Consider the following 23702-nt stretch of genomic DNA (forward strand, 5'->3'; position numbering starts at 1 on the left):
TAAACTGAAGTCCTTCCTGAGCCATACGAGAAAAACATGAAAAACAAAACAAACCGCACTCTGCTCGCGGCGCTGATTGTCAGCAGCCTGCTCTCTCCTGCCGCCATGGCTGCCTGCAACGGTACCGTTCTCGACACCTGTCCTGCCCCTTTTGATACAAAACTGCCGGACGCACATACGATGCTCACCTGGAGCCAGGCCGACCGCGTCGTGGGTTTCCGCAATGACTACCGCAACTATGCGGGCGACGTATTCCATCACGGCAACGCCTCGCCGTTGCTGGCCGCAGAAAAACCGCTGACCGATGCCCGCTATCAGGTGAATGGCAAGACCTACGATCTCCATGATTACCTGAAACGCCAGAACGTCAGCGGCATGCTGGTATTAAAAAACGGCCACGTTGCCTATAAGTATCTGGGTGAAGGAAATACCGACAGCACGCTCTGGACCTCACGCTCTGTCGGTAAATCGGTGGTCTCTGCGCTGGTTGGGGTAGCGATTAAAGAGGGAAAAATCCACTCCCTCGACGATCTTATTACCCAATATGAACCTGATTTGAAAGGCACCGCCTGGGACGGTGTGACGCTGAGACAGCTTATTACCCACACCTCCGGCGTGGCGTGGAATGAGGACTACACGAATCCGGGATCCGATTTCGCAAAGCTGACAGAGTGCGAAGCCAAACCGGGCACCTATGACTGCGTGCGGACATTAGTAAAAGGGTTACACCGCGCGCACCCTGCGGGCGAAAACTGGTCCTATTCCTCGGGCGGCGCGTGGCTGCTGGGTGACGTGCTTGAACGCGCAACCGGCATGACGCTCGCGGCGTATCTGGAGAAAAGCATCTGGCAACCCTACGGCATGGCCAGCGACGGCGTGTGGCATGCCTACAGCAAAGGCCAGCATGATGTCGGCGCCCACGGCTTTAACGCCACGCTGGAAGACTGGGGCCGCTTCGGTCAGTTCATCCTTCATAACGGCACATTGCCCGGCGGGAAGCAGATCCTGCCCGAAGGCTGGGTAAAACAGTCCTCAGACTGGACGCAGGCAAAAGGTTCGGTGTCCGCCGCGCATCCGAACGGGTTGTATGGCTATCAGTGGTGGAACAACGAAGTGCCGGTTAATGCCACCCACGTCGCGCCAAAGGTCGACAATTCACTTAAAGGGTCGCTCTGGGCGCTGGGGATCTTTGGACAGATGATTATGGTGAATCAGAAAGAGAACCTGGTTATCGTCCAGTGGTCCACCTGGCCACAGGCGGAACCGTCCTTCAGCGCTCAGCCGCTGGAAGCATCGTTAATGTTTAGCGCAATCGCGAACGCGCTACGCTGATTTTTAGAGCCAGGCGCTGCCTGGCGTCTCCTCTGCGCGATGTCACAAAACAGCGATATCAGCAACTTAGCGAATTAGCGTGAATAAAAAATCACACGATTGTTAAGTTATTGTTAGGTATGTAAATCCTGGTCAACATCCTGTCATTGATGCACAACGCGCATCAGTTCATTCACTCTTTGCGCTTATTAATTTCCGTTTCCTGATCCAGTTTTCAAAAACAGACGAGCATAACGTCACGATAAAAACTGGAGATAATCATGGTTTCCTCAACCTCACCTGCAACGGTCCGTGCGAAAGCGGGCGCGATTTTTCGCGTCACCTCGGGCAACTTTCTTGAGCAATTCGACTTCTTTCTGTTCGGCTTTTATGCCACCTACATCGCGCATACGTTCTTCCCGGCGAGCAGTGAATTTGCCTCGCTGATGATGACCTTTGCCGTCTTTGGCGCGGGCTTTTTGATGCGTCCGATCGGCGCTATTGTGCTCGGCGCTTACATCGATAAAGTGGGTCGTCGTAAAGGGCTGATTGTCACCTTGTCGATCATGGCTGCCGGAACATTCCTGATTGTGCTTATTCCGTCGTATCAGAGCATTGGGCTGTGGGCACCGCTGCTGGTGCTGACGGGCCGTTTGCTGCAGGGCTTTTCCGCCGGTGCGGAGCTTGGCGGCGTCTCGGTCTATCTGGCAGAAATCGCCACGCCGGGCCGCAAAGGTTTTTACACCAGCTGGCAGTCCGGCAGCCAGCAGGTTGCCATTATGGTCGCCGCGGCGATGGGCTTTGCCCTGAATGCCCTGATGGAGGAGAGCGCCATTCGCGAGTGGGGCTGGCGCATCCCGTTTCTGTTTGGCTGTTTAATCGTGCCGTTCATCTTTTTCCTGCGTCGTAAGCTGGAGGAGACCGAAGCGTTCAACGCACGGCGCAATCATCTGGCGATGCGCCAGGTTTTCAAAACGCTGCTGACAAACTGGCAGGTTGTGGTCGCAGGTATGCTGATGGTGGCGATGACCACTACCGCGTTCTACCTGATCACCGTTTACGCGCCAACCTTCGGCAAAAAAGTGCTGATGCTGAGCGCGTCGGACAGCCTGCTTGTCACGCTGCTGGTGGCCGTCTCTAACTTCATCTGGCTGCCGATAGGTGGAGCCCTCTCGGACCGCTTCGGGCGTAAACCGGTGCTGGTTGTCATGACGCTGCTGGCGCTCGCCACCAGCTACCCGGCACTGACGATGCTGGCGGCGGCCCCCAGCTTCTCCATGATGCTGAGCGTCCTGCTGTGGCTCTCTTTCCTCTACGGCCTGTATAACGGCGCGATGATCCCGGCGCTGACGGAAATCATGCCTGCTGAAGTCCGCGTGGCGGGGTTCTCGCTGGCTTATAGCCTGGCTACCGCCGTCTTTGGCGGTTTCACCCCGGTGATGTCCACCGCGCTGATTGAATACACGGGTGACAAAGCCTCACCGGGATACTGGATGAGCTTTGCGGCGGTCTGCGCGTTGCTCGCAACGCTCTACCTCTACCGTCGCCGCGCGGCATCACTGCAAAACACCGTTAAGTCACAGGGGGCCGCATGAAACGTACGTCTCGCTCTACCGCCATCGCGCTAACGGCGATGTTCCTGAGCGTCAATGCCTGCGCAGAGGACGTGAAGGTCATGATTTCGGGCGGATTCAAGGCCGCCCTGGAAAAGCTGGCCCCGGAGTATGAACGCCGGACCGGGGATAACATTGTGATCATCCCCGGTCCCTCAATGGGCACTACGCCGCAGGCAATCCCAAACCGGCTCGCGCGCGGAGAGAAAGCCGACGTGGTGATTATGGTGGGCAATGCACTGGCGAAGCTTGAACAGGCCCGTCTGACCCGGCCGGGTACGCGGACTGAACTCGCGGACTCTCCCATCGGCATGGTCGTGAAAAAAGGTGCGGATATCCCTGATATCAGCAGCGAGACGACGCTGCGTAATACCCTGCTGCAGGCTCGCTCCATCGCCTACTCAGACAGCGCCAGCGGCAGGTATGTCAGCGAAGAATTGTTTAAAAAGCTGGGGATTGAAAAGGAGGTGACGAGCAAAGCGACAAAAGTCGAGCGCATTCCGGTCGCATCAGAAGTGGCGAAAGGAAAATACGCCGTCGGGTTCCAGCAGGTCAGCGAGCTGCTGCCGATTCAGGGCGTCACCTTTATCGGTAAAATCCCGGATAATTTGCAATACATCACGCGCTTCGCTGGCGCGGTCACCCGTGACGCGGAACATCCCGCGGAGGGAAAAGCGCTGCTGAACTATCTCGCCTCACCGCCCTCAAGGGAAGTCATCCGCGTAACGGGGATGATCCCCGTTACGTCCGGCGATACTGTTCGGTGATCTGTTTTTCAAGCTCAGCCGCAATATAGGACTGGATGCGCCCCCGGCGCCGGATAAGCCCCACGGTACGCTTCACCTCCGGCGCCACCAGCGGCAAAGGGGTCAGCAGCGTGTGCTCTGACGTCGGCATCGACATGGCGGGAACGGCAGCAATGCCGATCCCCGCCTCTACCATACCGAGCATCGTGGTGACATGACGCGTTTCGCAGACGCTGGGACGCTCGGGAATGATATCCCCCAGCAGGCGATCGAGCAGGTTGCGATTGCCGGACGTTTTATCGAGAGAGATGTAATCCTGCTGAAAAAATGCCTGCCACGTCAGCTGGCTCTTCTGCGCCAGCGGGTGATCCTTTCTGCATGCTGCAACATACACATCCTCCACCAGCGGGAAAAATTCGATTTCAGACGACAAGTTTCCTGCGAAGCAAATACCAAAATCCGCCTGGCTTCGGGCCACGGCGTCCATCACGTTGCCCGCGCTGCTGTCGATGAGCTTAATGCGAACGCGCGGATAGCGAGACTGAAAGCGACGGATCACATCGGGCATAAAGTAACAGGCTGCGGAAGGTACCGTGGCCACCGTGATCAGCCCCGTCCGCTCTTCGCTGGCTTTATCGACATCAGCCAGCATTGACTCTACGTTATCGAGCAGCTGCGCGGAGCGTTCCGCAAAGTTTTGCCCGTATAACGTCAGCGAGACGCGGCGTGTGGTTCGGTCAAAGAGTCGGTTCCCCAGCGCGGCTTCCAGCTTTTCAATCCTGCGGCTCAGCGCTGACTGGGACAGGCAGATAGATTCAGCGGCGACACGGAAGTTACCGTATTCCACTAACGCTCTGAAGGCATAGAGATCGTTGAGGTCGAAATTCACGGGCATAGTGTCTGGATGTCCTGTCAGGGGTCAGAGTTCGTTGAGATTAAGGCGGATGTACTCAGCGCGTTCGGCAATGGCCTGCCGCTCCTCGTCCTTCATGTCCGCAAGCTGTTTAAAAACAATGCCCAGCCGGGGATTGTGACCCAGACGCGCCTGGTTACGCAAAAAGAAATCCCAGTAAAGCGCATTGAAGGGACACGCCACCTCACCGGTGCGTTGATTGTGTTGATACCGACATCCCTGACAGTAGTTACTCATCTTATGGATGTAAGACGCGCTTGAAACATAAGGCTTACTGGCCAGTAAACCGCCATCGCCAAACTGGCTCATGCCGAGAGTATTGGGCAATTCCACCCACTCAAACGCATCAATATACACGCCCAGATACCATTCATGTACCGCCTGCGGCGAGAGACCACCGAGCAGGCTAAAATTCCCGATAATCATCAGGCGCTGGATATGGTGAGCGTAAGCCTCCGTGAGCGACTGTCCAATGGCGTGCGCCAGGCAGCGCATTTGCGTCTCGCCCGTCCAGAACCACTCCGGCAGCGGGGTGTGCTGCTCTAACGCATTCAGCTCCCGATAGCCCGGCATTTGCGACCAGTAGATCCCGCGCACATACTCCCGCCAGCCAAGAATTTGCCGGATGAACCCTTCGACAGCAGGCAACGGCGCATCACCCGAGCGCCATGCCTGCTCGGCGGCGGCAACCACTTCACGGGGATTGAGCATTTTGGTGTTCAGCGCAAATGAAATTAAGGAGTGGAAAAGAAAAGGTTCTTCCGTGTGCATTGCATCCTGCCAGTTACCAAACTGGGGCAGGACGTGCGAAATAAACGCATCCAGCCGGGCTTTAGCTTCAGCACGGTCGACTGGCCAGCGAAAAGTGTTGGCCTGCGGTTCGCCAAAGGTGCGTACGCCGCAGCGTTGGATCTCTTCCCATAATGCTGAGCGATCGTGGCAGATGCGAGAGTCATCCGGAGCAGGCGGTTCACCGGACCAGCGCTTGCGGTTTTCAGCATCGAAATTCCATTTCCCCCCTTCGGGCTCGCCTTCCGGGGTCAACAGCACGCCATGCTGACGACGCATTTCCCGATAAAAATATTCCATTCGCCAGCTTTTACGCGATGCAAAGAACGCGCTCACCTGCTCCCGGGAGGTGAAAAAATGCTCGCTGCTGACGCAGGTCGTTTCGACGGTCGCCGTTTTCGCCCACGCCTGCAACTGCGCATCAAGACGCCATTCATCAGGCTCCTGCCACATCACCCTGCCAGCATGGTAATGTGCGATAAGCGCGTTGAGATTATCTTCCAGCGTGCCGCGGTTTGAACCCTCAGAGAGCCGGACAAACCTTACCCGATGCCCCTTCTCTTTTAACTCAGCGGCAAACGCGCGCATGGCCGCGAAGATAGCGATGATTTTCTGAGCGTGATGAAGGACATACGCGGTTTCCGCCCGCAGTTCCAGCATCACGTAAATGACATTCGGGCTACAGGTATCAAACCAGCTGTGATGTGGATTGAGCTGATCGCCCAGAATCAGGCGTAGTTCGGTCAACGGTGGCTCCTGCGACAGCGCTCAGAACAGTATTTGACCTCATCCCAGCATTTCGCCCACTTCTTGCGCCACGTCATAGGCCGCTGGCAGTGCGCGCACGCCCGACTGGGCAGGTTCTGCTTGTTACCTTTGAAATCACTCATCTTTTCAATACCGGACTGATTTATTCACTCGGGCTGCAGATAAAGGCTACGACAGACATCACAAAATGAAGGTGATGCCTGCAAAGCGCTACCCACTGCTCTGTACGAAATGATAGTTTATTCAGGCTGGAAGTGTAGAAATAAGCCATTTTCTGGCATCTTAACTGAACCTGACTTTCCCATTTTTGTTCAAGTGACGAGTTTGCGAGCAAAGCGATGATTAAGTGGCCCTGGAAAACGAATGAGGCTGGCCGGGATATGGCGCTGCCGTGGGATGACGCGCTGGCGATCCCTGTTCTGGCGAATCTCCAGCCGGACGAACAGTCAAAACTGGTTCAGCTGGCGGATCGTTTTTTGCAGCAAAAACGCCTGGTTCCTCTGCAGGGGTTCGAGCTGGATCCCCTGAAAAACGCGCGTATCGCCCTGCTTTTCTGCCTGCCGGTGCTTGAACTGGGTATCGAGTGGCTGGACGGCTTCCACGAAGTGCTGATCTACCCGGCGCCCTTCATCGTCGACGATGAGTGGGAGGATGACATCGGCCTGGTACACAACCAGCGGGTGGTACAGTCCGGACAAAGCTGGCAGCAAGGGCCGATTATCCTGAACTGGCTCGACATTCAGGACTCATTCGACGCGTCAGGCTTTAATCTGATCATTCATGAAGTCGCGCATAAGCTGGATACCCGCAACGGCGACCGCGCCAGCGGTGTTCCGCTGATCCCGCTGCGTGAAGTCGCAGGATGGGAGCACGATCTGCATGCGGCGATGGATAACATCCAGGACGAGATCGATCTCGTGGGCGAAAGTGCCGCCAGCATTGATGCCTACGCGGCGACCGACCCCGCAGAGTGCTTCGCGGTGCTTTCAGAGTACTTCTTCAGCGCCCCCGAACTCTTCGCCCCGCGTTTCCCGGCGCTATGGCAGCGTTTTACCCAGTTTTATCAGCAGGATCCGCTTAAGCGTCTGCGTCAAAATGAGGCGGTCGGCCCTTCCCCTCACCAGGTACATTAATTTTTTTCGACAGGGGTGCGCCCGGTTAACCGTACCCCGATGCTCAGTACGAAAAACAGCACCGCCATTCCCCCTGCCGCCATCGTTAAATACTGCTCACCGAAAAAGCGCGTGACTACGGGCACCAGCAGCGCGCTGATGCCGTAGCCTAACGTATGGCTGGTGGCGATCGCGCCCGCGCCTTTCCCCGTGGTCAGCCGATCGTTCAACAGTAGCTGATAGCCCGGTGTAGCCATCGCCGCGCCGAGCGAGGTGACAGCAATTCCCACGTAAAACAGCGCCAGCCCGGCAATACACATCAACCCAAGTCCTGCCACCATCAATACCGCCGCCATACAGAGCAACGTCAGCGGGCTGAAGTGCTGCGGGCGAACAATCAAAAATTGCGCCGCGAGCGTGGCCAGCGCGGCCAGGCTCAGCAGGAGCGCAACATGGTGGCTGATCTCACGGGCGTTGCCCTCCAGCAAGGGGCTGAGATGCGGCGTGAGGCCAAGCTGCATCAGGCTCACCAGCGCCGCCAGCAGCATCGCCAGCAGCAGGAACGGCAGCATAGAGACCTGCAGACGGGTCGCCTGATGCGCCACCGGCGGCAGCGGAGGGTCGGCCACTTCTCGCAGCACCAGCAGCAGAGCGATAAACGGCGCAATCGCCATGAGCCAGAGCGGTGCCACCGGGTTAATGCTGAGCATCATTGCTGCCAGCGGTGGCCCCAGCAGACGGCCGCAGCTCAGGCCGGAGCTGATGGTGGCCAGCGCCGCCATGCGTTTGTCCAGCCCCGCACGCTGAATAGCCCAGGTCTGGGCGGCAGGCACCATCCCCGACACGGTTAAACCGTAGAGCAGGCGCGAAAAGATCAGCCCCGCCAGCCCCCAGGTGCTCTGGAGCAACCCGGCCGCCATTGCCCAGACCACCACGGCCATCACGGCGAAGCTGGCAAGATAGCCGCTGAGCGAGGCCACCATCACGACCTTACAGCCGCGTCGCTCGCTCTGACGCCCCCACCAGGGCGATGCCGGTAAAAAAAGCATGGAGCCGAACATTAACAGCCCGGCCCAGACCGAGAGCGACAGCCCGGTCAGGTTCACCAGCTGCGGGAGCATGACCAGCAAACCGTTCTGCCCGATGCCCAATAAACCTGCACAGAGTGCCAGCGGCCAGTTGGCTTTAGAGGTGACGTTTTCAGTCAGCGTTTCTGAATTAGCGCGCATGAGAATGTGAACATAGTGTCAATAAATGTGTGGAAATTATGAAGTTTATGAAAACAAATATTGCAAAAATGGTTGCGAGTGTAAATAGAATGAATATCATAACGAGAATTATTATCAATCATGGAATGAGGTACATCTATGCGTACTCTGCCCCGCTCCGCCGGTACAGACGTTGCGGCCCAGTGTTTTTTAAACGCCCTGCTGCGCGAAACGACGGACTGGCGCTATCTCCCCGCAGCCGCTGCGGATGAGCTGGCGCATATTCATATCCCGCTTTCTCCCGCTCAGGCCCTGCGGGTTCCGGTACGCTATTTCTCCCCCACCCAGCACCATCAGTACTGTTTCCCGGCAACGCTTATCCAGAGCGATAGCGACTGCGGTGACGCCGTCACATATACCCAACTGGTTGATTTACTTCTTGAAAAACCATCAGTAAAAGGCGTTCTTGATGCCGATACGCTGGCGCGTTTTAAGCAACGCGTGCTGGAAAGTCATGCGCATACCTGGCAGGCGATCGACCTACGCCACAGCTGGTCCACGCTGCGTGATAAACCGCTGACGTTTGCTGAAGCAGAACAGGCGCTGCTGGTCGGCCACGCATTTCACCCGGCACCGAAGTCGCACGAGCCATTCAACGAAACCGAAGCGCGACGCTATCTGCCTGATTTTGCCTCCCGTTTCCCGCTGCGCTGGTTTGCCGTTGAGAGCACGCGCATTGCTGGTGACAGCCTGAACGTCTCCCTGCGCGAACGTCTGCTGCGCTTCGCCGCCCAGAGCGCGCCTGAGCTGCTCGGCCACTTCACCGACACGCGCTGGCTGTTGCCTATGCACCCATGGCAGGCAGAGCATCTGCTGGGTCAGGCCTGGTGCCAGCGTCTGGTGGAAAACGGTTCATTGCAGGATCTGGGCGAAGCGGGCGCACAGTGGCTGCCCACCAGCTCGTCCCGCTCGCTGTACAGCGAAACCAACAGCGACATGATTAAATTCTCCCTCAGCGTGCGCCTGACCAATTCCGTGCGCACGCTGTCGGTGAAAGAAGTTAAGCGCGGGATGCGCCTGGCGCGCCTGGCGAAAACGGAACGCTGGCAAACGCTTCAGGCACGCTACCCGACGATGCGCGTGATGCAGGAAGACGGCTGGGCGGGGCTGCGTGACGAAAACGGCGTGGTGCAGGAAGAGAGCCTGATGGCCCTGCGCGTCAATCTGCTGTTTGACACGCCGGACACGCAGACCAACGTGCTGGTCAGCCTGACGCAGGCCGCCCCGGATGGCGGTGACAGCCTGCTGGCTGCGGCAGTGCGTCGTCTGAGCCAGCGTCTGGATTTACCCCTCGCTCAGGCCGCACGCTGCTGGCTGGACGCCTATTGCGACCGCGTGTTACTCCCCCTGTTCAGCGCCGAGGCGGACTACGGCCTGGTGCTGCTCGCCCACCAGCAAAATATCCTCGTTGAGATGCAGCAGGATTTCCCCGTCGGGCTTATCTACCGTGACTGCCAGGGCAGCGCCTGGACCGAAGGAGCCGACGGGTGGCTGAAAGAGGCGGGTGAAACTGACGTGGAAAACCGCTTCGGTGAGAGCCAGCTGCTGCGCTATTTCCCTTACTACCTGCTGCTGAACTCCACCCTTGCGGTGACTGCCGCCCTTGCCGCCGCCGGTTTCGACAGTGAAGAGCGCCTGATGGCGCGCGTGCGTGACGCGCTGGTCGCGCTGCGCCGTACGGCGAAGCAGACCCGCTGCCTTGACTACGTGCTGGACAGCCCGACCTGGAACTGCAAAGGCAACTTCTTCTGTTATCTGCACGATCGCAACGAAAACACCATCGCCGATCCGGCGGTGATCTATTTCGACTTTAGCAACCCGTTCTACAAGGAGAAGGCGTAATGGCCATCGCGAATATCGTCCATTCTGGCTTCGGCTTTCGCTGCACCGCAACGGATACCGCGCTGCCGCTGACGTTAGGTCTCGACGGCAGCGCGGTGCTGGAGCGTCTCGGGGCTATCCCGGCGGGCTGGCTGGTGGAAGCGCTGGATCAGCTGTTTGTCGCCGCCCCCACGCTGACCGGCATTACGCTGCCGTGGGCAACCTGGCAGGATGAACCTCAGGCAAAGGCGCTGTTTAGCCTGGCCCACGGGGATTACCTGGCGCGTGAAACCTTCTGGCAATTGCCGCTCTGGCTGAAAGGCGAACGACCGCAGGCGAGCAACGGTATGCAGTTTGATGAGAGCCGTCAGCTGTACTTCCCGCAGCGCCCTCGCCGCCCCCAGGGTGAGGTGTATCGCCGTTACGATCCGCAAATTAAACGCACGCTGAGCTTCCGCGTGGCCGACGTGGCGCTGGACGGCGAACGATTCACTCAATGGATGAACAACCCGCGCGTGAACGCCTTCTGGGAGATGGCCGGCCCGCAGGCCGAACAGGAAAACTACCTGCGCCGTCAGCTTGACTCGACCTACTGCTACCCGGTTATCGGCTGCTTCGACGACCAGCCGTTCGGCTACTTTGAACTCTACTGGGCGCCAGAAGACCGCATTGGCCGCCACTACCGCTGGCAGCCGTTCGACCGCGGGCTGCATATGCTGGTGGGCGAAGAGCACTGGCGCGGCGCGCAGTACATTCGCAGCTGGCTGCGCGGTCTGAGCCACTACCTGTATCTGGATGAACCGCGCACGACGCGCATTGTGGCCGAGCCGCGCTTCGACAACCAACGCCTGTTCCGCCACCTAGCGTCCGCCGGTTTCGACACCGCAAAAGAGTTCGACTTCCCGCACAAGCGCTCGCGCCTGATCGTGAGCGAGCGTCACCGCTTCTTCCATGAGGTGAAACTGTGAACGCGCTCTGGCAGAAAGTAAACCGCGAGATGGTGGCGAAGATCCTCGCCGAACTGGAATACGAACGTACCCTGCGCGCTGAGCCGGTTTCATCGGACGGCTGGCACATCACCATGGGCACGGAATCCTGGCAGTTTCGCGCCACGCGCGGGATCTGGGGCTGGCTGCATATCGATCCTGATACCCTGACCACCGCCAGCGGCGCCGCCGTGGAAGCGGAAAGCGCGCTGCTGCAGCTGGCGACCGTGCTGGAGATGAGCGACGCGCAAACGGCGGAGCATATGGAAGATCTTTACGCCACGCTGCGCGGTGATATTCAGCTGCTCCAGGCGCGTGAAGCGCTGGATGCCGACGCGCTGATCCACCTCGACCCGGATGAATTACAGTGTCTGATGAGCGGTCATCCTAAGTTTATTTTCAACAAAGGCCGCCGCGGATGGGGGCTGGATGCCCTGCATCAGTACGCGCCTGAGTATCGCGGACGTTTTCGTCTGCACTGGGTTGCCGTTCAGCGTGAACACCTGGTCTGGAGCAGCGACGCCGATTGCGACATTCAGAATCTGCTTGCCAGTACCATGGACAACGCCGAGCACGTCCGGTTTGAGCATCGCTGGCAGGCGCTGGGGCTCGACGAAAGCTGGCTGCCCGTGCCGCTACACCCGTGGCAGTGGCAGCAGAAAATTGCCATTCACTTCCTGGCGCAGCTGGCGCGCGGTGAGATGGTGGAGCTGGGCGAATTTGGCGATGAGTATCTGGCGCAGCAGTCCCTGCGCACGCTCACCAACGCCAGCCGTCGCGCGCCGTTTGACATCAAGCTGCCGCTGACCATCTACAACACCTCCTGCTATCGCGGCATTCCGGGCAAATACATTGCCGCCGGGCCGCTGGCCTCACGCTGGCTGCAGCAGCAGTTCGCCTCTGACGCCACGCTGATTCGCTGCGGCGCGCAGGTACTGGGTGAACCCGCCGCCGGATATCTGTCGCATCCGGGCTATGCCGCATTACCGAAAGCGCCCTACCGCTATCAGGAGATGCTGGGGGTGATCTGGCGCGAGAATCCGTCCTGTTATTTAGAAGACGGTGAACAGGCGGTGCTGATGGCGGCGCTGATGGAAACCGATAACGCCGGGCGTCCGCTGATCGACGCGTGGATTAAGCGCTCGGGGCTAAGCGCCGACGCGTGGCTGGAAAAGCTGTTCGACGCGACGGTGATCCCGTTCTATCACCTGCTCTGCCGCTACGGCGTGGCGCTGATCGCCCACGGTCAGAACGTGACGCTGGTGATGAAAAACTACGTGCCGCAGCGCATCCTGCTGAAGGATTTCCAGGGTGATATGCGTCTGGTGGACGAAGATTTCCCGCAGGCGCAGAGCCTGCCGGCGCAGGTGAAGGACGTTACGGCACGTCTGAGCGCGGATTACATCATCCACGACCTGCAAACCGGTAACTTTGTGACGGTGCTGCGCTTTATCTCGCGTCTCACCCTGCAATGCGGCGTGAGCGAAATCCGTTTCTATCAAATCCTGGCGGGGGTATTGCGCCGGTATATGGCTGCGCACCCCGAGCTTGCGGAACGTTTCGCGATGTTCGACCTGTTTAAGCCGCAAATTATTCGCGTGATCCTCAACCCGGTCAAACTGACCTTCTCCGAGCATGACGGCGGCAGCCGCATGCTGCCGAACTACGTTACCGACCTTGATAACCCTCTTTTTCTGGCCTCCCGGGAGTCAGCGCAATGAAAACCTATGATTTCATCGGCATTGGTATTGGCCCGTTTAACCTCAGCATCGCCGCCCTGGCAGAAGGACTGGACGGTTTTAGCTCGCTGTTCCTTGAGCGCAAGCCGCACTTCTCCTGGCACCCGGGGATGATGGTGCCGGACTGCCACATGCAGACCAGCTTCCTGAAGGATCTGGTCAGCGCCGTGGAGCCGACCAACCGCCACAGCTTCCTGAACTACCTGGTGCAGCGTAAAAAGTTCTACCGCTTCCTGACCACCGAACAGCGCACGGTGTCTCGCGAAGAGTTTGCCGATTACCTGTGCTGGGCGGCAGAAAACCTCACCAACCTCGCCTTCAGCCAGCAGGTGCAGCAGGTGAGCTTTGATGAGACAAGCGGTCTGTTTGAGGTCGTGACACAGCGGGATCGGTTCTTTGCCCGCCACGTCTGCGTGGGGATTGGCAAACAGATTAACCTCCCGGATTGCGTGACGGTGCAGGACGACACCTGTTTCCACGCCAGCGAGATGATGCTGCGCACGCCAAATTTAGCGGGCAAGCGCGTGACCGTCGTCGGTGGCGGCCAGAGCGGTGCCGACCTGTTCTTAAATATCTTCCGCGGGGAATGGGGCCAGCCGCTAAGCCTGAACTGGGTCTCGCGCCGCAACAACTACAACGCGCTGGATGAAGCCGCCTTCGCCAACGAGTACTTCACGCCGGAGTATGTGGACAGCTTCTCCACGCTCGGCGAAGAGGCCCGTCGTCAGATGCTGCACGAGCAGAAGATGACCTCTGACGGCATTACCACCGAGTCCCTGCTGGCAATTTACCGCGCCATGTATCACCGCTTTGAGGTGCTGCGTGAAAAACCGTGGGCGCACCTTCTGCCGTCCCGCTCGGTGACGTCACTGGCGCGTCAGGAAAACGGTCAGCGTCTGAGCATACAGCATCATCTCGACGGCGGTCGCGAACAGCTGGATACCGACGTGGTGATCTTTGCCACCGGTTACCGCGCCGTGCAGCCTGCGTTCCTTGCCCCGCTGTCTCACCGCCTGCATCTGGATGCGGATGAAGCCTTCTGCATCAATAACGATTTCACCCTCGAATGGGACGGCCCGCAGAGCAACCGACTGTTTGCCGTCAATGCCGGGATGCACCGTCTCGGCATTGCTGAACCCCAGCTCAGCCTGATGGCCTGGCGTGCCGCACGCATTCTTAACCGCGCGCATCCTGACGAGCCATTTGAGCTGGCTACCACACCCGGCGTTATCCACTGGCGCACCACCGCCAGCCAGGACAGCAGCCCGGTTTTTAACGCGTTAGAGAAAACGACCGAGTACTGACACACACAATCAGGATCAACATAACAATGAAACGTTCTCATCTTTGGGTTTTAAATCCTTGCTTGCTTGCAATGCTTTCTACCTCTGCGTGGGCGGAAGAACAAAAGGAAGAAAATATCGTGGTCTCCGCCAGCCGTGCACACCGCAGCGTGGCCGAGATGGCGCAGACCACGTGGGTTATTGAACGGTCTGAAATTGAGCAGCAGGTTCAGGGCGGAAAGGAGATTAAAGAAGTCCTGGCGCAGCTGATCCCGGGCATGGACGTCAGCAGCCAGGGGCGTACCAACTACGGTATGAACCTGCGCGGCCGCTCGATGATGGTGATGGTGGACGGCGTGCGCCTGAACTCCTCCCGCAGCGACAGCCGCCAGCTCGACTCCATCGATCCGTTCAACATTGACCGTATCGAAGTGATCTCCGGCGCCACGTCCCTCTACGGCGGCGGCAGCACCGGCGGCCTGGTGAACATCGTCACCAAAAAAGGCCAGCCGGAGACCGAAGTTGAGTTCCAGACCGGAGCAAAAAGCGGCTTTAACAGCCACAACGACCACGATGAGAACGTGTCGGCGGCGGTCAGCGGCGGCAACGACAACGCCTCGGGTCGTCTGTCGGTGTCGTATCAGCGTTACGGCGGCTGGTATGACGGCAACGGCGACGAGGTGATCATTGATAACACCCAGACCGGCTTACAGTATTCCGACCGTATTGATGTGATGGGGACCGGCACCCTCAACATTGACGAACACCAGCAGCTTCAGCTCACGACGCAGTACTATAAGAGCGAGTCCGACGGCAAGCATGGCCTGTACCTCGGGAAAAACTTCTCGGCGGTCACGGGCGATGCGACTGCCTATAACAAAGGTAATCTTGATTCTGACCGTATACCGGGTACCGAGCGTCATCTGATTAACCTGCAATACTCCAATACCGACTTCTGGGGCCAGGATCTGGTTGCGCAGATTTACTATCGTGACGAAAGCCTGACCTACTACCCCTTCCCGACCCTGACCAAAGGCGTCGTGAGCAGCATCGGTGCGTCGCAGCAGAAAACCGATTTTTACGGCGGCAAGCTGACGCTGAACAGCAAACCGATGGATGATTTAACCCTGACCTGGGGTGTGGATGCCGACCATGAAACCTTCGATGCCAATCAGCAGTTCTTTGATCTGAGCAAAGCAGCGGCGAGCGGCGGCATGGAGCTTGATAACGCCTATAACGTGGGCCGCTACCCGGGTTACAGCATTACCAACCTCGCCCCGTTCCTGCAGGCCAGCTACGACATTGACGCCATCACCCTGAGCGGCGGCGTGCGCTACCAGTACACCGAAAACAAGGTGGACGATTTTGTGGGTTACGCCCAGCAGCAGGCCATTGCAACCGGGAAAGCCACCTCCGCAGACGCGGTGCCGGGCGGGAAAACCGATTACAACAACTTCCTGTTTAACGCCGGGATCCTCGGTCGTCTGACCGAACAGCAGCAGCTGTGGTTTAACTTCTCCCAAGGCTTTGAAATTCCGGATCTGGCGAAGTACTACGGTTCCGGGACTTATCAGCTCAGCAACGGTCACTATCGCCTGCTGAACAGCGTGAACGTGAACGACTCGACGCTTGACGGCATCAAGGTCAACGCATACGAGCTGGGCTGGCGCTACACCGGCGATAACCTGCGTACCCAGGTCGCGGCGTATTACTCGCTCTCGGACAAAACGATCACCATCAACAAGACGGACATGACCATCAACCTCGAAGACGACAAGCGTCGTATCTACGGGATTGAAGGCCAGGTGGACTATTTCTTCACCGACAGCGACTGGAGCACGGGCGCGAACTTTAACGCCATTAAGTCTGAAACCCGCGAAAACGGTAAATGGGAGAAGCTGACGGTAGACAGCGCCAGCCCGTCAAAAGCCAGCGCATGGGTCAACTGGGCACCGGGCGACTGGACCCTGCGCGTGCAGAGCACGCAGACCTTTGACGTGTCAGATGCGGACGGCAAGAAGATCGATGGCTATAACACGGTCGACTTCCTGGGCAGCTACGCCCTGCCGGTGGGTAAAGTGAGCTTCAGCGTGGAGAACGTGCTGGACAAAGACTACACCACCGCCTGGGGCCAGCGCGCGCCGGGGCTGTATAGCCCAACCTACGGTGCACCAGGTCTGTATACCTATAAAGGCCGTGGCCGTACGTTTGGTCTGAACTACTCCGTACTGTTCTAATCCTGTGCGCCGCCTGCGGGCGGCGCAATTTGCTGCGTAATTTCAGCGCGAATTTGCTATAAAATCAGCGATTTGCTGAAATTGTCGGCAAACGAACGAAAAGTACGTTTTCCCCCTTTGACAAGACGAACTGAGGTCGCTACTATGCGCCTCGTTCACACGATTCCTCTGTAGTTCAGTCGGTAGAACGGCGGACTGTTAATCCGTATGTCACTGGTTCGAGTCCAGTCAGAGGAGCCAAATTTGAAAAGCCTGCTTTTAGAGCAGGCTTTTTGCTTTTCTGCGTCTCAGATGTTAATTCAGAATCGCATCCAGCCTGGCAAGCACCTCATTCACCACAGCGTCTGGTATGCGTTCCAGCCGCTTGCCGCTCCGGGCAGCCATATCAATGGTTCTGGGCTGGTCGCAGCGAATAGCGCCCATCGTTTTTGTTCCCGCACCGTCCAGGGAGACGGTAAAACCGGCTGTACGTGCAAAGTTTCCACCGCTGGTGATGGGAACAACAACGGGTAACCGGGTCAGCTTGTTAAAAGATGCCTTCGATACGATAAGCACCGGACGTTTTCCGCTTTGTTCATGTCCAGCTGTAGGATCCAGTGAGACGAGCCAAATTTCCCCTCTGTCCATTTACAGGATCTCCTTGCCCACCACAGGCGCATCAATCCATTCCCGACCCTCGTCGCTCATTTCGGCGTGCGGATCGCACTGTGCAAGCAGTTCCTCAAGCGAATAACGGGGCCGTTTCTGGGGTTCAATAATCAGGCAGCCATTATTTATGGTCATGCCGACTTCGCTGTCCGTTGACAACCCAAGCGTTTTCAGCACGGCGGGAGGAACCGCCAGCATGACGGATCCGCCAACCTTTTTCAGGCGAGTGGTATACATAGAGCACCTCCGAATATTATATTTTAATATAACATCTGAGGCAGCCGATGCACAATTATTCATCAGATTCATTGCGATTTCCTTAGCGTAATAATGCGAGAAGAAAGCATTAATCCATCGAAGGATGGATCCGACAGTTTTCAAAGGCGGCATTGCCGGTAAAACGGCGACCCTCCTGATACATCAGTCGCTTCTTTCAGGTCATGAAGCATTTCATGCAGGCGGTAGCTTAATTCGTGGTAAGAAGGCCGATAATAGAAAACTGTTTTTGCGATTCAAAGGATTATGACGGATCAGATAAACGAAATGCGGCGCAGCTTCCGTATATGGGCTGCGCCGTAGGGACATCAGAGATAGCGTGAAGGCCAGATTTTTTCAGGCGCAACATCTAACGCTCCAGCAATCAATCTTTCGCCTTTAGGCCAGCGGCGGGTAAGCGCATTTGCCAGCGTGGAGGATGCCAGCCCCGCCTGACGCGAAAGCGCTGACAGCGAAATGCCACGTTTTTTCAGCCCGGCGATGATGTCGGCAGGATGCCAGTCAGGCTGCGTCATACTTTGACCTCCACACCGTCGATAAACTTCATGCCACCGGCAGTACGCAACCAACGCGGGGCTTTCATTTTCGCTGCGAAGTAATTAATCAGGTCGTACAGCAGCCAGCAAAGGTGCTTCTCCGTTTCAGAGGCAAATCCCAGCCCCGACAGGGTTTGCGTGATAGCAAGGCAGTAACTACAAAGCTCCGTACATTCAGGCTCAAAACGGGGAGTGGTCGCAGGAAGCGTGTCAACGGTCAGGCTTTCAACCAGATGGGGAGGAACTGGCTCTAACAGTGTGGGTTACAGCAGCGTCAGACAGGTGTTGATTCTCCCGCAAAGCGCCATTTTCAACGAGGGATCGTTGCTTTCAATCAGGGTTTCGACAAAGGTTTCGTAGTGACTGGTGTGTATGGTGAAATCCGTGGTGGCATTAAAGGGAACAACAAGTGACGGGTGTGTCTGAGTGAGGAGTATAGCCATAAGGCAACCTCCGGTATGTGAATTTAAATTCCACCACCGAAGAGACCAATCTTACGGATGGTGAACTGAACGGAGTTGGTCTTACCGGTCATACCTACACCGATGCACCTTGCGATACCCCCCAGCCGCCAATAGAGATGTAGCCGAACGCACGACATAAAAAAAGTGCGAATGCGCCATTATGTCGCAATGACGGTTTTACCCGGGTACTGTACTTTTATCTCTTTGTTTTACCAATCGCCTGTCCGTAAAATAAACGCCAACACGGAATTCATGCTATGAAGGTGAAACTTGTCTGATACGAATATGAGCGGTCCCTCAAACGGTGGTGGCGCGGCAACCAGCAGCGGTATTATCTTTCAACAACAATTAGGCGCGTTTTTCGCCGCTCAGATCCTGAGTAATGACCCGTTGGATCCTTCATTAGTACTGGGTGATGCAGCACCTGTTCGGCTTCGTTTCGAAACTGAAGCGCCAGTTGACGATATTCTTGTGGCAACTTCTGTGGGCGGATTTCTTGCAATTCAGGCAAAAACAACGGTCCCACTTTCAGATAAAGAAAAGAGTCCTTTTTACCGGACAATTGAACAGTTCGTCCAACACTGGCTAACCTGTCGGGATGGTGATGGTTCTCTGGAATGGAACCGCCCTCTGTCGCCGGAGAAAGATCGGCTGATTTTAGCCGTAAGTATCAAAGCATCAGCGACTGTTCGGACCGATCTTTCCGCCGCGTTACGCCATCTTTCCCAGCAAGGCCGCGGAGCTATGAACAGGAAACAGAAATCAGCGTCTGATATTTTCGAACGCTGTGTGTTGACGGCGTGGTGCCGAATTACCACGGAGCCCCGGCCATCAGATCTGTTAGCCGAACTTGCCCGTCTGATTGTCGTTCACGTTGTTGATGTTGAAAATATCGCATCAACACTTCAGATGCGACTTAGCCGCAGTCTTGCCAGAGAAACTGACTCAGCAGCAGCCCTGAGTATTCTTGTCACCACCTGTGGGGAGATAATGTCCCGACGTGGTGGCTGTGATGCATTATTATTACGTAACCTGCTGGCAGGAAAAGGGATTAAACTGGCCGCACCGCCACAATATCAGGCGGATATTCATCAACTTATCCGCCACTCTCAGCACGTTGCCAATGCCTTGCAGCAGTATGAAACCATCGATAATCCCTCCGGCCAGCCGATTACCTTGCGCAGGGAATGCCAGGATGCGGTTGAGCAAGCTGTGCAGTCCGGCTCGCTATTAATTATTGGTGAACCCGGAGCCGGTAAAAGCGGCGTACTGAATGCGCTGGCACGTAGCCTGCGCAATCGTGGGGACGATGTTCTTGAACTGGCGGTTGATCACTATTCGGTTGAGTCACTCGAAGGACTGAGCCGTGAACTCCGGCTGGATCATTGTCTGACTGAAGTGCTTGAAGCATGGGATGGTACGTCTCACGGCTGGCTGATTATTGATGCACTGGATGCGACCCGTGGGGGTAAAGGTGAGGCTGTTTTTCGTCCCCTGATTGAACAGGTACTGAATCAAAAGGGGCGATGGCGCGTTATTGCCTCTATTCGCAGTTTCGATTTGCGTATGGGGGTGAAGCTTCGCGATCTGTTTAAGGGGCATCCTCCAGTGACGGAACGTGCCGATACGCAGTTTTCTTCGGTTCGCCATATTGTTATTCCACGCTGGTCAGATAACGAATTCAGCCAGTTACTGGAACAATCTTCGGCGCTGACAGCAGCACTTAAGCAGCTTTCTGACAGGCTTCGCGATTTAGCAAAAGTACCGTTTAATACACGATTGCTGGCCGACCTGGTTTCGCAATATGCGGATATTAATCTGAGTCGTATTTCATCCCAGAGCGAATTATTAAAACTCTACTGGCAGTATCGCGTTGAGAAACATGGGCTGAATGCCCGGCAGTGTCTTAAGGCTCTGGTTGATCATATGATTGCCACTCGTTCACTCAGGGCTCCATCTCTGTTGACAGGCACAGATGCCGATATGATTGATACACTCTCTCGTGAAGGCGTTGTCGTCAGGGAGGCTAGCGATCGCTGGGTACAGTTTCGTCATCATCTGCTCTTTGACTATGCTGCGGCAAAAATATCATTCGATCCTGACGCACTCATTGCGGGAACCTTGCGTTTCCCTAAACAGCAGGCTCAGGGATTGTTGCTTTCTCCCGCACTGGGTTTTGTGCTCCAGGAGATCTGGGATTATAACGAAGATCATCACGGTTTCTGGCAAGCGGTAAGTCATCTGGTTAATGATAGCGATGGCGATCCCATTATCCGTAGTGCAACAGGCCGGATTGCGGCTGAATATCCTGTTGCACAAAACGACCTGCTCTGGCTCGCTAAACGTGTGGCAATGGACGATCAGAACGTTATTTCCACACTCAGTCATCTCTGCGGCGCGCTGGCAATTCGGTTTGAAGATGAAAAAGACGTGGCTCTGCTTCCGTGGGTATATCTGGTCTCTGCTTTAACGCCTGACATCAATAAAGTCGCGGAGACATTGCGATTTTTGCTGCATCCGATTACTAAGCAGGTGACTGATCCTGATCTACGCAATATTCTGGGTACAGCCTGCCGCGCCGTGCTTTCTTATGGCCTTGAGCAGAGTCAGCCGGGCTATTTTGTCAGAAGTGCTATACCTTTCGTTGCAGATACGATCAATACCGATGTTGATGCATCTTGCCGTTTACTGGAGCAAATTATTTCCGTCAAACGTCTCCAGCATTTTGGTTCAGAGGAAATTCCCATTCTCTGTTACAACATCAAGAAAATCGCAGATTATGCTCCTGAGTTTGTTGCCAGCGTATTCGAGTTTGTCTACAGCTACGATGTCACCGAAGAACGGGAAACAACGCTGGGGAACAGCCGAATTCTCCCTCTGAGATCAAACGCCCGACAGGACTATGAATCGGCTCGTTATTCCCTCGGTGAGTTTTTCTCCCATTTTCTCGAACAACATCCAGAGCAGGCTGTTGATGCTGCCGTTAACGCTTTAAATGGATATGTTGCCCGGCACCATCCTGTCGATTCCCCAGTGATGCATTTATCCATTTCCGGGAATGATATCTCTCTTAAAGCCGATCACAGCCACATCTGGGCGTACAATCCTACAGGCGAACACGCGCATGACGGAGAAGTACTGGTTAAGAAACTATTTCAGCATTTGAAAAGCGCGACTGAACCAGACGTGTTAGTTCTCGCAGAACTTTTTCGTCAAAAAGCCTCACTGGCAATCTTCTGGGCCAGGCTCTTTCTGGCGGCAAATGAACGTAATGATAGCCTGGTTGATTTTCTCTGGCCCATTGCCGCGCAGGAAGCGTTTATCCGGAACGAAGACACCCGTAAAGATGCTATCGATTTGGTCAGCAAAGGAATTGCACGGCGTCCAGTGGAGGAACGGCAAATGCTGGAGAATGCAGCATTCCAGTATAATTTCTCTGGCTATATTTACCCGGAAGAAGCAAAGAAACGACTGTTATATCGCCTTTTCAACGCGATTGGCTCAGATAATCTTTCTACTGAAGCCGCCCGGGACTTTCTGAAAAACACGCAGGGAGATGATGAAATATCAGGCAATAAAAGGCTTTTCGATATTTCTCCGGTCAATGTTAGCACGGGTATACCTTATGATTTTATCGAAGGTCTGGATCAAAATGAGCCAGTCAATGCCATGGTTATCAGTGCTGTCAAAACAGCGAAAACTGCACTGGGGTTAACGACAAATAATACACTCTCCTCTGAATTATCGCTGGAAGATGTTTTTGGCATTCTCGAGCCGCTTAGTGAACAACTCAATGCTGTAAATATTCATACCTATGTGCGCACAACTGCAGAGGATGTTATTGTTCGGGCCTGCGCTGCGGCTGTTGAACAGAAATTATTACCGCCTGTAAATGACCATCGGGCAGATGAGCTGACCCCTCATTTTTTGGACTTATTGCATATGACTTCTCGCGCAATATCTCCAACTATCAATGAAGATACCGAGGATAATTTTGCCAACAGCGTTAGCTGGGGCTCTCCTTCACCGAGGATTGATGCTGCACGAATTTTTCTGGATGTAATGCCTTTACGTCCCGATCTGTATGATCTACTGAAACCTGATATCGAAAGGATGCTGGTTGACCCTCACCCGGCCGTTCGTCTTCAGGCATCAACACGCCTGTTAAGGTTGTGGGATATTGCTCCGGATAGCGTATGGCATTACCTGAATGAACGCGTGGAGCAGGAAATCAATACCGGCATAATAGAGCATATAGTTGGGGATGGAATCAGACGTCTGCTATATAACGACCCGACGCATTCCTTCTGTCTTATCCAGAAACTGCTGGGACGTTTTAGTAACGATCCTGGACGTCAGCACCGTATTCGCAAGATAGTTAGCATCGATCTGGCAATTCTCTGGGGAGTCCATGAAATCAGGGAAGCATACGATATTCTTCAAGGCTGGATTGTCGATCCCACTATTTATAGCCATGAACTTAAACAAATTTTATTTACATTAAGGGATGAATTCATTCTTGGCTTTACCGAACAGAGTACACCGAAGGACATTGGAATCAGACGACGGGCGTTAGATATAGCCTATAGCATTATTGATGCTGCAGGAAAAAAACTGGAAGAGTATTCATCCCGCACTGATCTGACAGAGATTGAACTGGAAGACGTAAGGCGCTGTTTTGCAATTATAGACGGAGCATGTCTGCAACTTCGCTTTGTTTGTGAAGGGAAACATAATCCTGAGAAACCATTAGAAAAAGAAGAAGTTAAGAGATTTATAAACGAAACTGAACTGCACATGCGGCGCATTGGTGATTGCAGTACGCCACACACTATTTACTACCTCCTGGAACTGCTGGAAACGCTTGTTCCTGTCGATCCTGCAAAATGTTTTGATCTGATGGCCCATGCATTACGTCACGGAACAAGGTTTGGTTTCCAGAATGAACATATGGGAATGGAACAGTTGGTAAAAATGATGGGGATGTTTCTTGCTGACTATAAAATCATTTTTGAAGAGGAACACCGACGTACCTGTTTGATAGAAAGCCTGGATATTTTTATGGATGCAGGCTGGCCATCTGCCAGGCGTTTGCTTTATAGGTTGCCGGAGTTGATTCAGTGAATGAACAGGCTCGATATTATCCGGTTTAAAGATATTCAGGCCATAGCATATGGCCTGATAAAGAATAA

The 23702-nt window shown here is 55.4% G+C and carries 17 protein-coding genes, 1 tRNA gene and 1 pseudogene; 11 read left to right on the top strand and 8 right to left on the bottom strand.

What is annotated here, in order from left to right; genetic code table 11:
* Window positions 1–36 precede the first annotated feature (36 nt).
* The 3 genes from ACMGGM_RS05335 to ACMGGM_RS05345 all read left to right on the top strand — a co-directional run bounded on the left by ACMGGM_RS05335 (window position 37) and on the right by ACMGGM_RS05345 (window position 3691).
* Window positions 37–1332 carry a serine hydrolase domain-containing protein gene (locus tag ACMGGM_RS05335; protein ID WP_045134966.1) on the top strand — a complete coding sequence of 432 codons (1296 nt, stop codon included), beginning with the start codon at window positions 37–39 and terminating at the stop codon, window positions 1330–1332.
* 260 nt (window positions 1333–1592) lie between these two features.
* Entirely contained in the window at window positions 1593–2906 is a 1314-nt protein-coding gene (locus ACMGGM_RS05340; RefSeq protein ID WP_023330831.1) for an MFS transporter, read from the top strand.
* Window positions 2903–3691: a substrate-binding domain-containing protein gene (locus ACMGGM_RS05345; protein ID WP_045134965.1), complete on the top strand. Its 789-nt coding sequence runs from the start codon at window positions 2903–2905 to the stop codon at window positions 3689–3691. Before ACMGGM_RS05340 ends, ACMGGM_RS05345 begins: the two co-directional genes overlap by 4 nt.
* On the opposite strand, the gene ACMGGM_RS05350 is transcribed toward ACMGGM_RS05345, so the two are convergent.
* From ACMGGM_RS05350 to ACMGGM_RS05360, 3 genes are read right to left on the bottom strand one after another with little or no spacing between them, the layout of a single operon-like run.
* Window positions 3666–4565: a LysR family transcriptional regulator gene (locus ACMGGM_RS05350; RefSeq protein ID WP_045134964.1), complete on the bottom strand. Its 900-nt coding sequence runs from the start codon at window positions 4563–4565 to the stop codon at window positions 3666–3668. The genes ACMGGM_RS05345 and ACMGGM_RS05350 overlap by 26 nt on opposite strands.
* Before the next feature lie 24 nt (window positions 4566–4589).
* Window positions 4590–6119: a cryptochrome/photolyase family protein gene (locus tag ACMGGM_RS05355; RefSeq protein ID WP_127341536.1), complete on the bottom strand. Its 1530-nt coding sequence runs from the start codon at window positions 6117–6119 to the stop codon at window positions 4590–4592.
* Entirely contained in the window at window positions 6116–6262 is a 147-nt protein-coding gene (locus ACMGGM_RS05360; protein ID WP_071789391.1) for a DUF2256 domain-containing protein, read from the bottom strand. Before ACMGGM_RS05360 ends, ACMGGM_RS05355 begins: the two co-directional genes overlap by 4 nt.
* A gap of 216 nt (window positions 6263–6478) precedes the next feature.
* Here ACMGGM_RS05360 and mtfA point away from each other — a divergent pair, with 216 nt between their 5' ends.
* A complete protein-coding gene (gene mtfA / locus ACMGGM_RS05365) occupies window positions 6479–7273 on the top strand; it encodes a DgsA anti-repressor MtfA (protein WP_014884426.1) in 795 nt (264 codons plus the stop codon).
* Here mtfA and ACMGGM_RS05370 read toward each other — a convergent pair.
* Window positions 7270–8481 carry an MFS transporter gene (locus ACMGGM_RS05370; RefSeq protein WP_047625740.1) on the bottom strand — a complete coding sequence of 404 codons (1212 nt, stop codon included), beginning with the start codon at window positions 8479–8481 and terminating at the stop codon, window positions 7270–7272. The genes mtfA and ACMGGM_RS05370 overlap by 4 nt on opposite strands.
* Before the next feature lie 138 nt (window positions 8482–8619).
* Between ACMGGM_RS05370 and ACMGGM_RS05375 the strand changes: the two genes are divergently transcribed.
* The 6 genes from ACMGGM_RS05375 (at window position 8620) to ACMGGM_RS05400 (ending at window position 16826) form a co-directional block, all read left to right on the top strand.
* Window positions 8620–10362, top strand: coding sequence for an IucA/IucC family protein (locus ACMGGM_RS05375; protein WP_023338509.1), 1743 nt, complete (start codon window positions 8620–8622; stop codon window positions 10360–10362).
* Window positions 10362–11309 (top strand): GNAT family N-acetyltransferase, encoded by a 948-nt coding sequence (locus ACMGGM_RS05380; protein WP_045134960.1) that lies wholly within the window; start codon window positions 10362–10364, stop codon window positions 11307–11309. The genes ACMGGM_RS05375 and ACMGGM_RS05380 overlap by 1 nt, the downstream gene beginning before the upstream one ends.
* Complete coding sequence (iucC, locus tag ACMGGM_RS05385) at window positions 11306–13048, top strand: IucA/IucC family protein (protein ID WP_045134959.1); 1743 nt, start codon at window positions 11306–11308, stop codon at window positions 13046–13048. Before ACMGGM_RS05380 ends, iucC begins: the two co-directional genes overlap by 4 nt.
* The gene (locus tag ACMGGM_RS05390) at window positions 13045–14370 is read left to right on the top strand and encodes a lysine N(6)-hydroxylase/L-ornithine N(5)-oxygenase family protein (protein ID WP_045134958.1); all 1326 of its coding nucleotides are present in this window, start codon (window positions 13045–13047) and stop codon (window positions 14368–14370) included. Before iucC ends, ACMGGM_RS05390 begins: the two co-directional genes overlap by 4 nt.
* Before the next feature lie 26 nt (window positions 14371–14396).
* Window positions 14397–16586: a TonB-dependent siderophore receptor gene (locus ACMGGM_RS05395; protein ID WP_023330840.1), complete on the top strand. Its 2190-nt coding sequence runs from the start codon at window positions 14397–14399 to the stop codon at window positions 16584–16586.
* Window positions 16587–16750: 164 nt separating this feature from the next.
* Window positions 16751–16826: transfer RNA gene (locus tag ACMGGM_RS05400), tRNA-Asn, on the top strand.
* 54 nt (window positions 16827–16880) lie between these two features.
* Here the strand turns inward: ACMGGM_RS05400 and ACMGGM_RS05405 are convergent.
* The 4 genes and pseudogenes from ACMGGM_RS05405 to ACMGGM_RS05420 all read right to left on the bottom strand — a co-directional run bounded on the left by ACMGGM_RS05405 (window position 16881) and on the right by ACMGGM_RS05420 (window position 18489).
* Window positions 16881–17213 carry a type II toxin-antitoxin system PemK/MazF family toxin gene (locus ACMGGM_RS05405; RefSeq protein ID WP_045134957.1) on the bottom strand — a complete coding sequence of 111 codons (333 nt, stop codon included), beginning with the start codon at window positions 17211–17213 and terminating at the stop codon, window positions 16881–16883.
* Window positions 17214–17471 (bottom strand): AbrB/MazE/SpoVT family DNA-binding domain-containing protein, encoded by a 258-nt coding sequence (locus ACMGGM_RS05410; protein WP_045134956.1) that lies wholly within the window; start codon window positions 17469–17471, stop codon window positions 17214–17216.
* 347 nt (window positions 17472–17818) lie between these two features.
* Window positions 17819–18025: a helix-turn-helix domain-containing protein gene (locus ACMGGM_RS05415; protein WP_045134955.1), complete on the bottom strand. Its 207-nt coding sequence runs from the start codon at window positions 18023–18025 to the stop codon at window positions 17819–17821.
* A pseudogene (locus ACMGGM_RS05420) lies at window positions 18022–18489 on the bottom strand (hypothetical protein). The gene ACMGGM_RS05415 and the pseudogene ACMGGM_RS05420 overlap by 4 nt, the downstream one beginning before the upstream one ends.
* A 291-nt stretch (window positions 18490–18780) precedes the next feature.
* Here ACMGGM_RS05420 and ACMGGM_RS05425 point away from each other — a divergent pair.
* Window positions 18781–23634 carry an ATP-binding protein gene (locus tag ACMGGM_RS05425; protein ID WP_414149156.1) on the top strand — a complete coding sequence of 1618 codons (4854 nt, stop codon included), beginning with the start codon at window positions 18781–18783 and terminating at the stop codon, window positions 23632–23634.
* The last annotated feature ends 68 nt before the right edge of the window (window positions 23635–23702 follow it).

It is taken from the genome of Enterobacter sp. BNK-14 (assembly GCF_047456095.1).
Classification (GTDB): Bacteria; Pseudomonadota; Gammaproteobacteria; order Enterobacterales; family Enterobacteriaceae; genus Enterobacter; species Enterobacter kobei.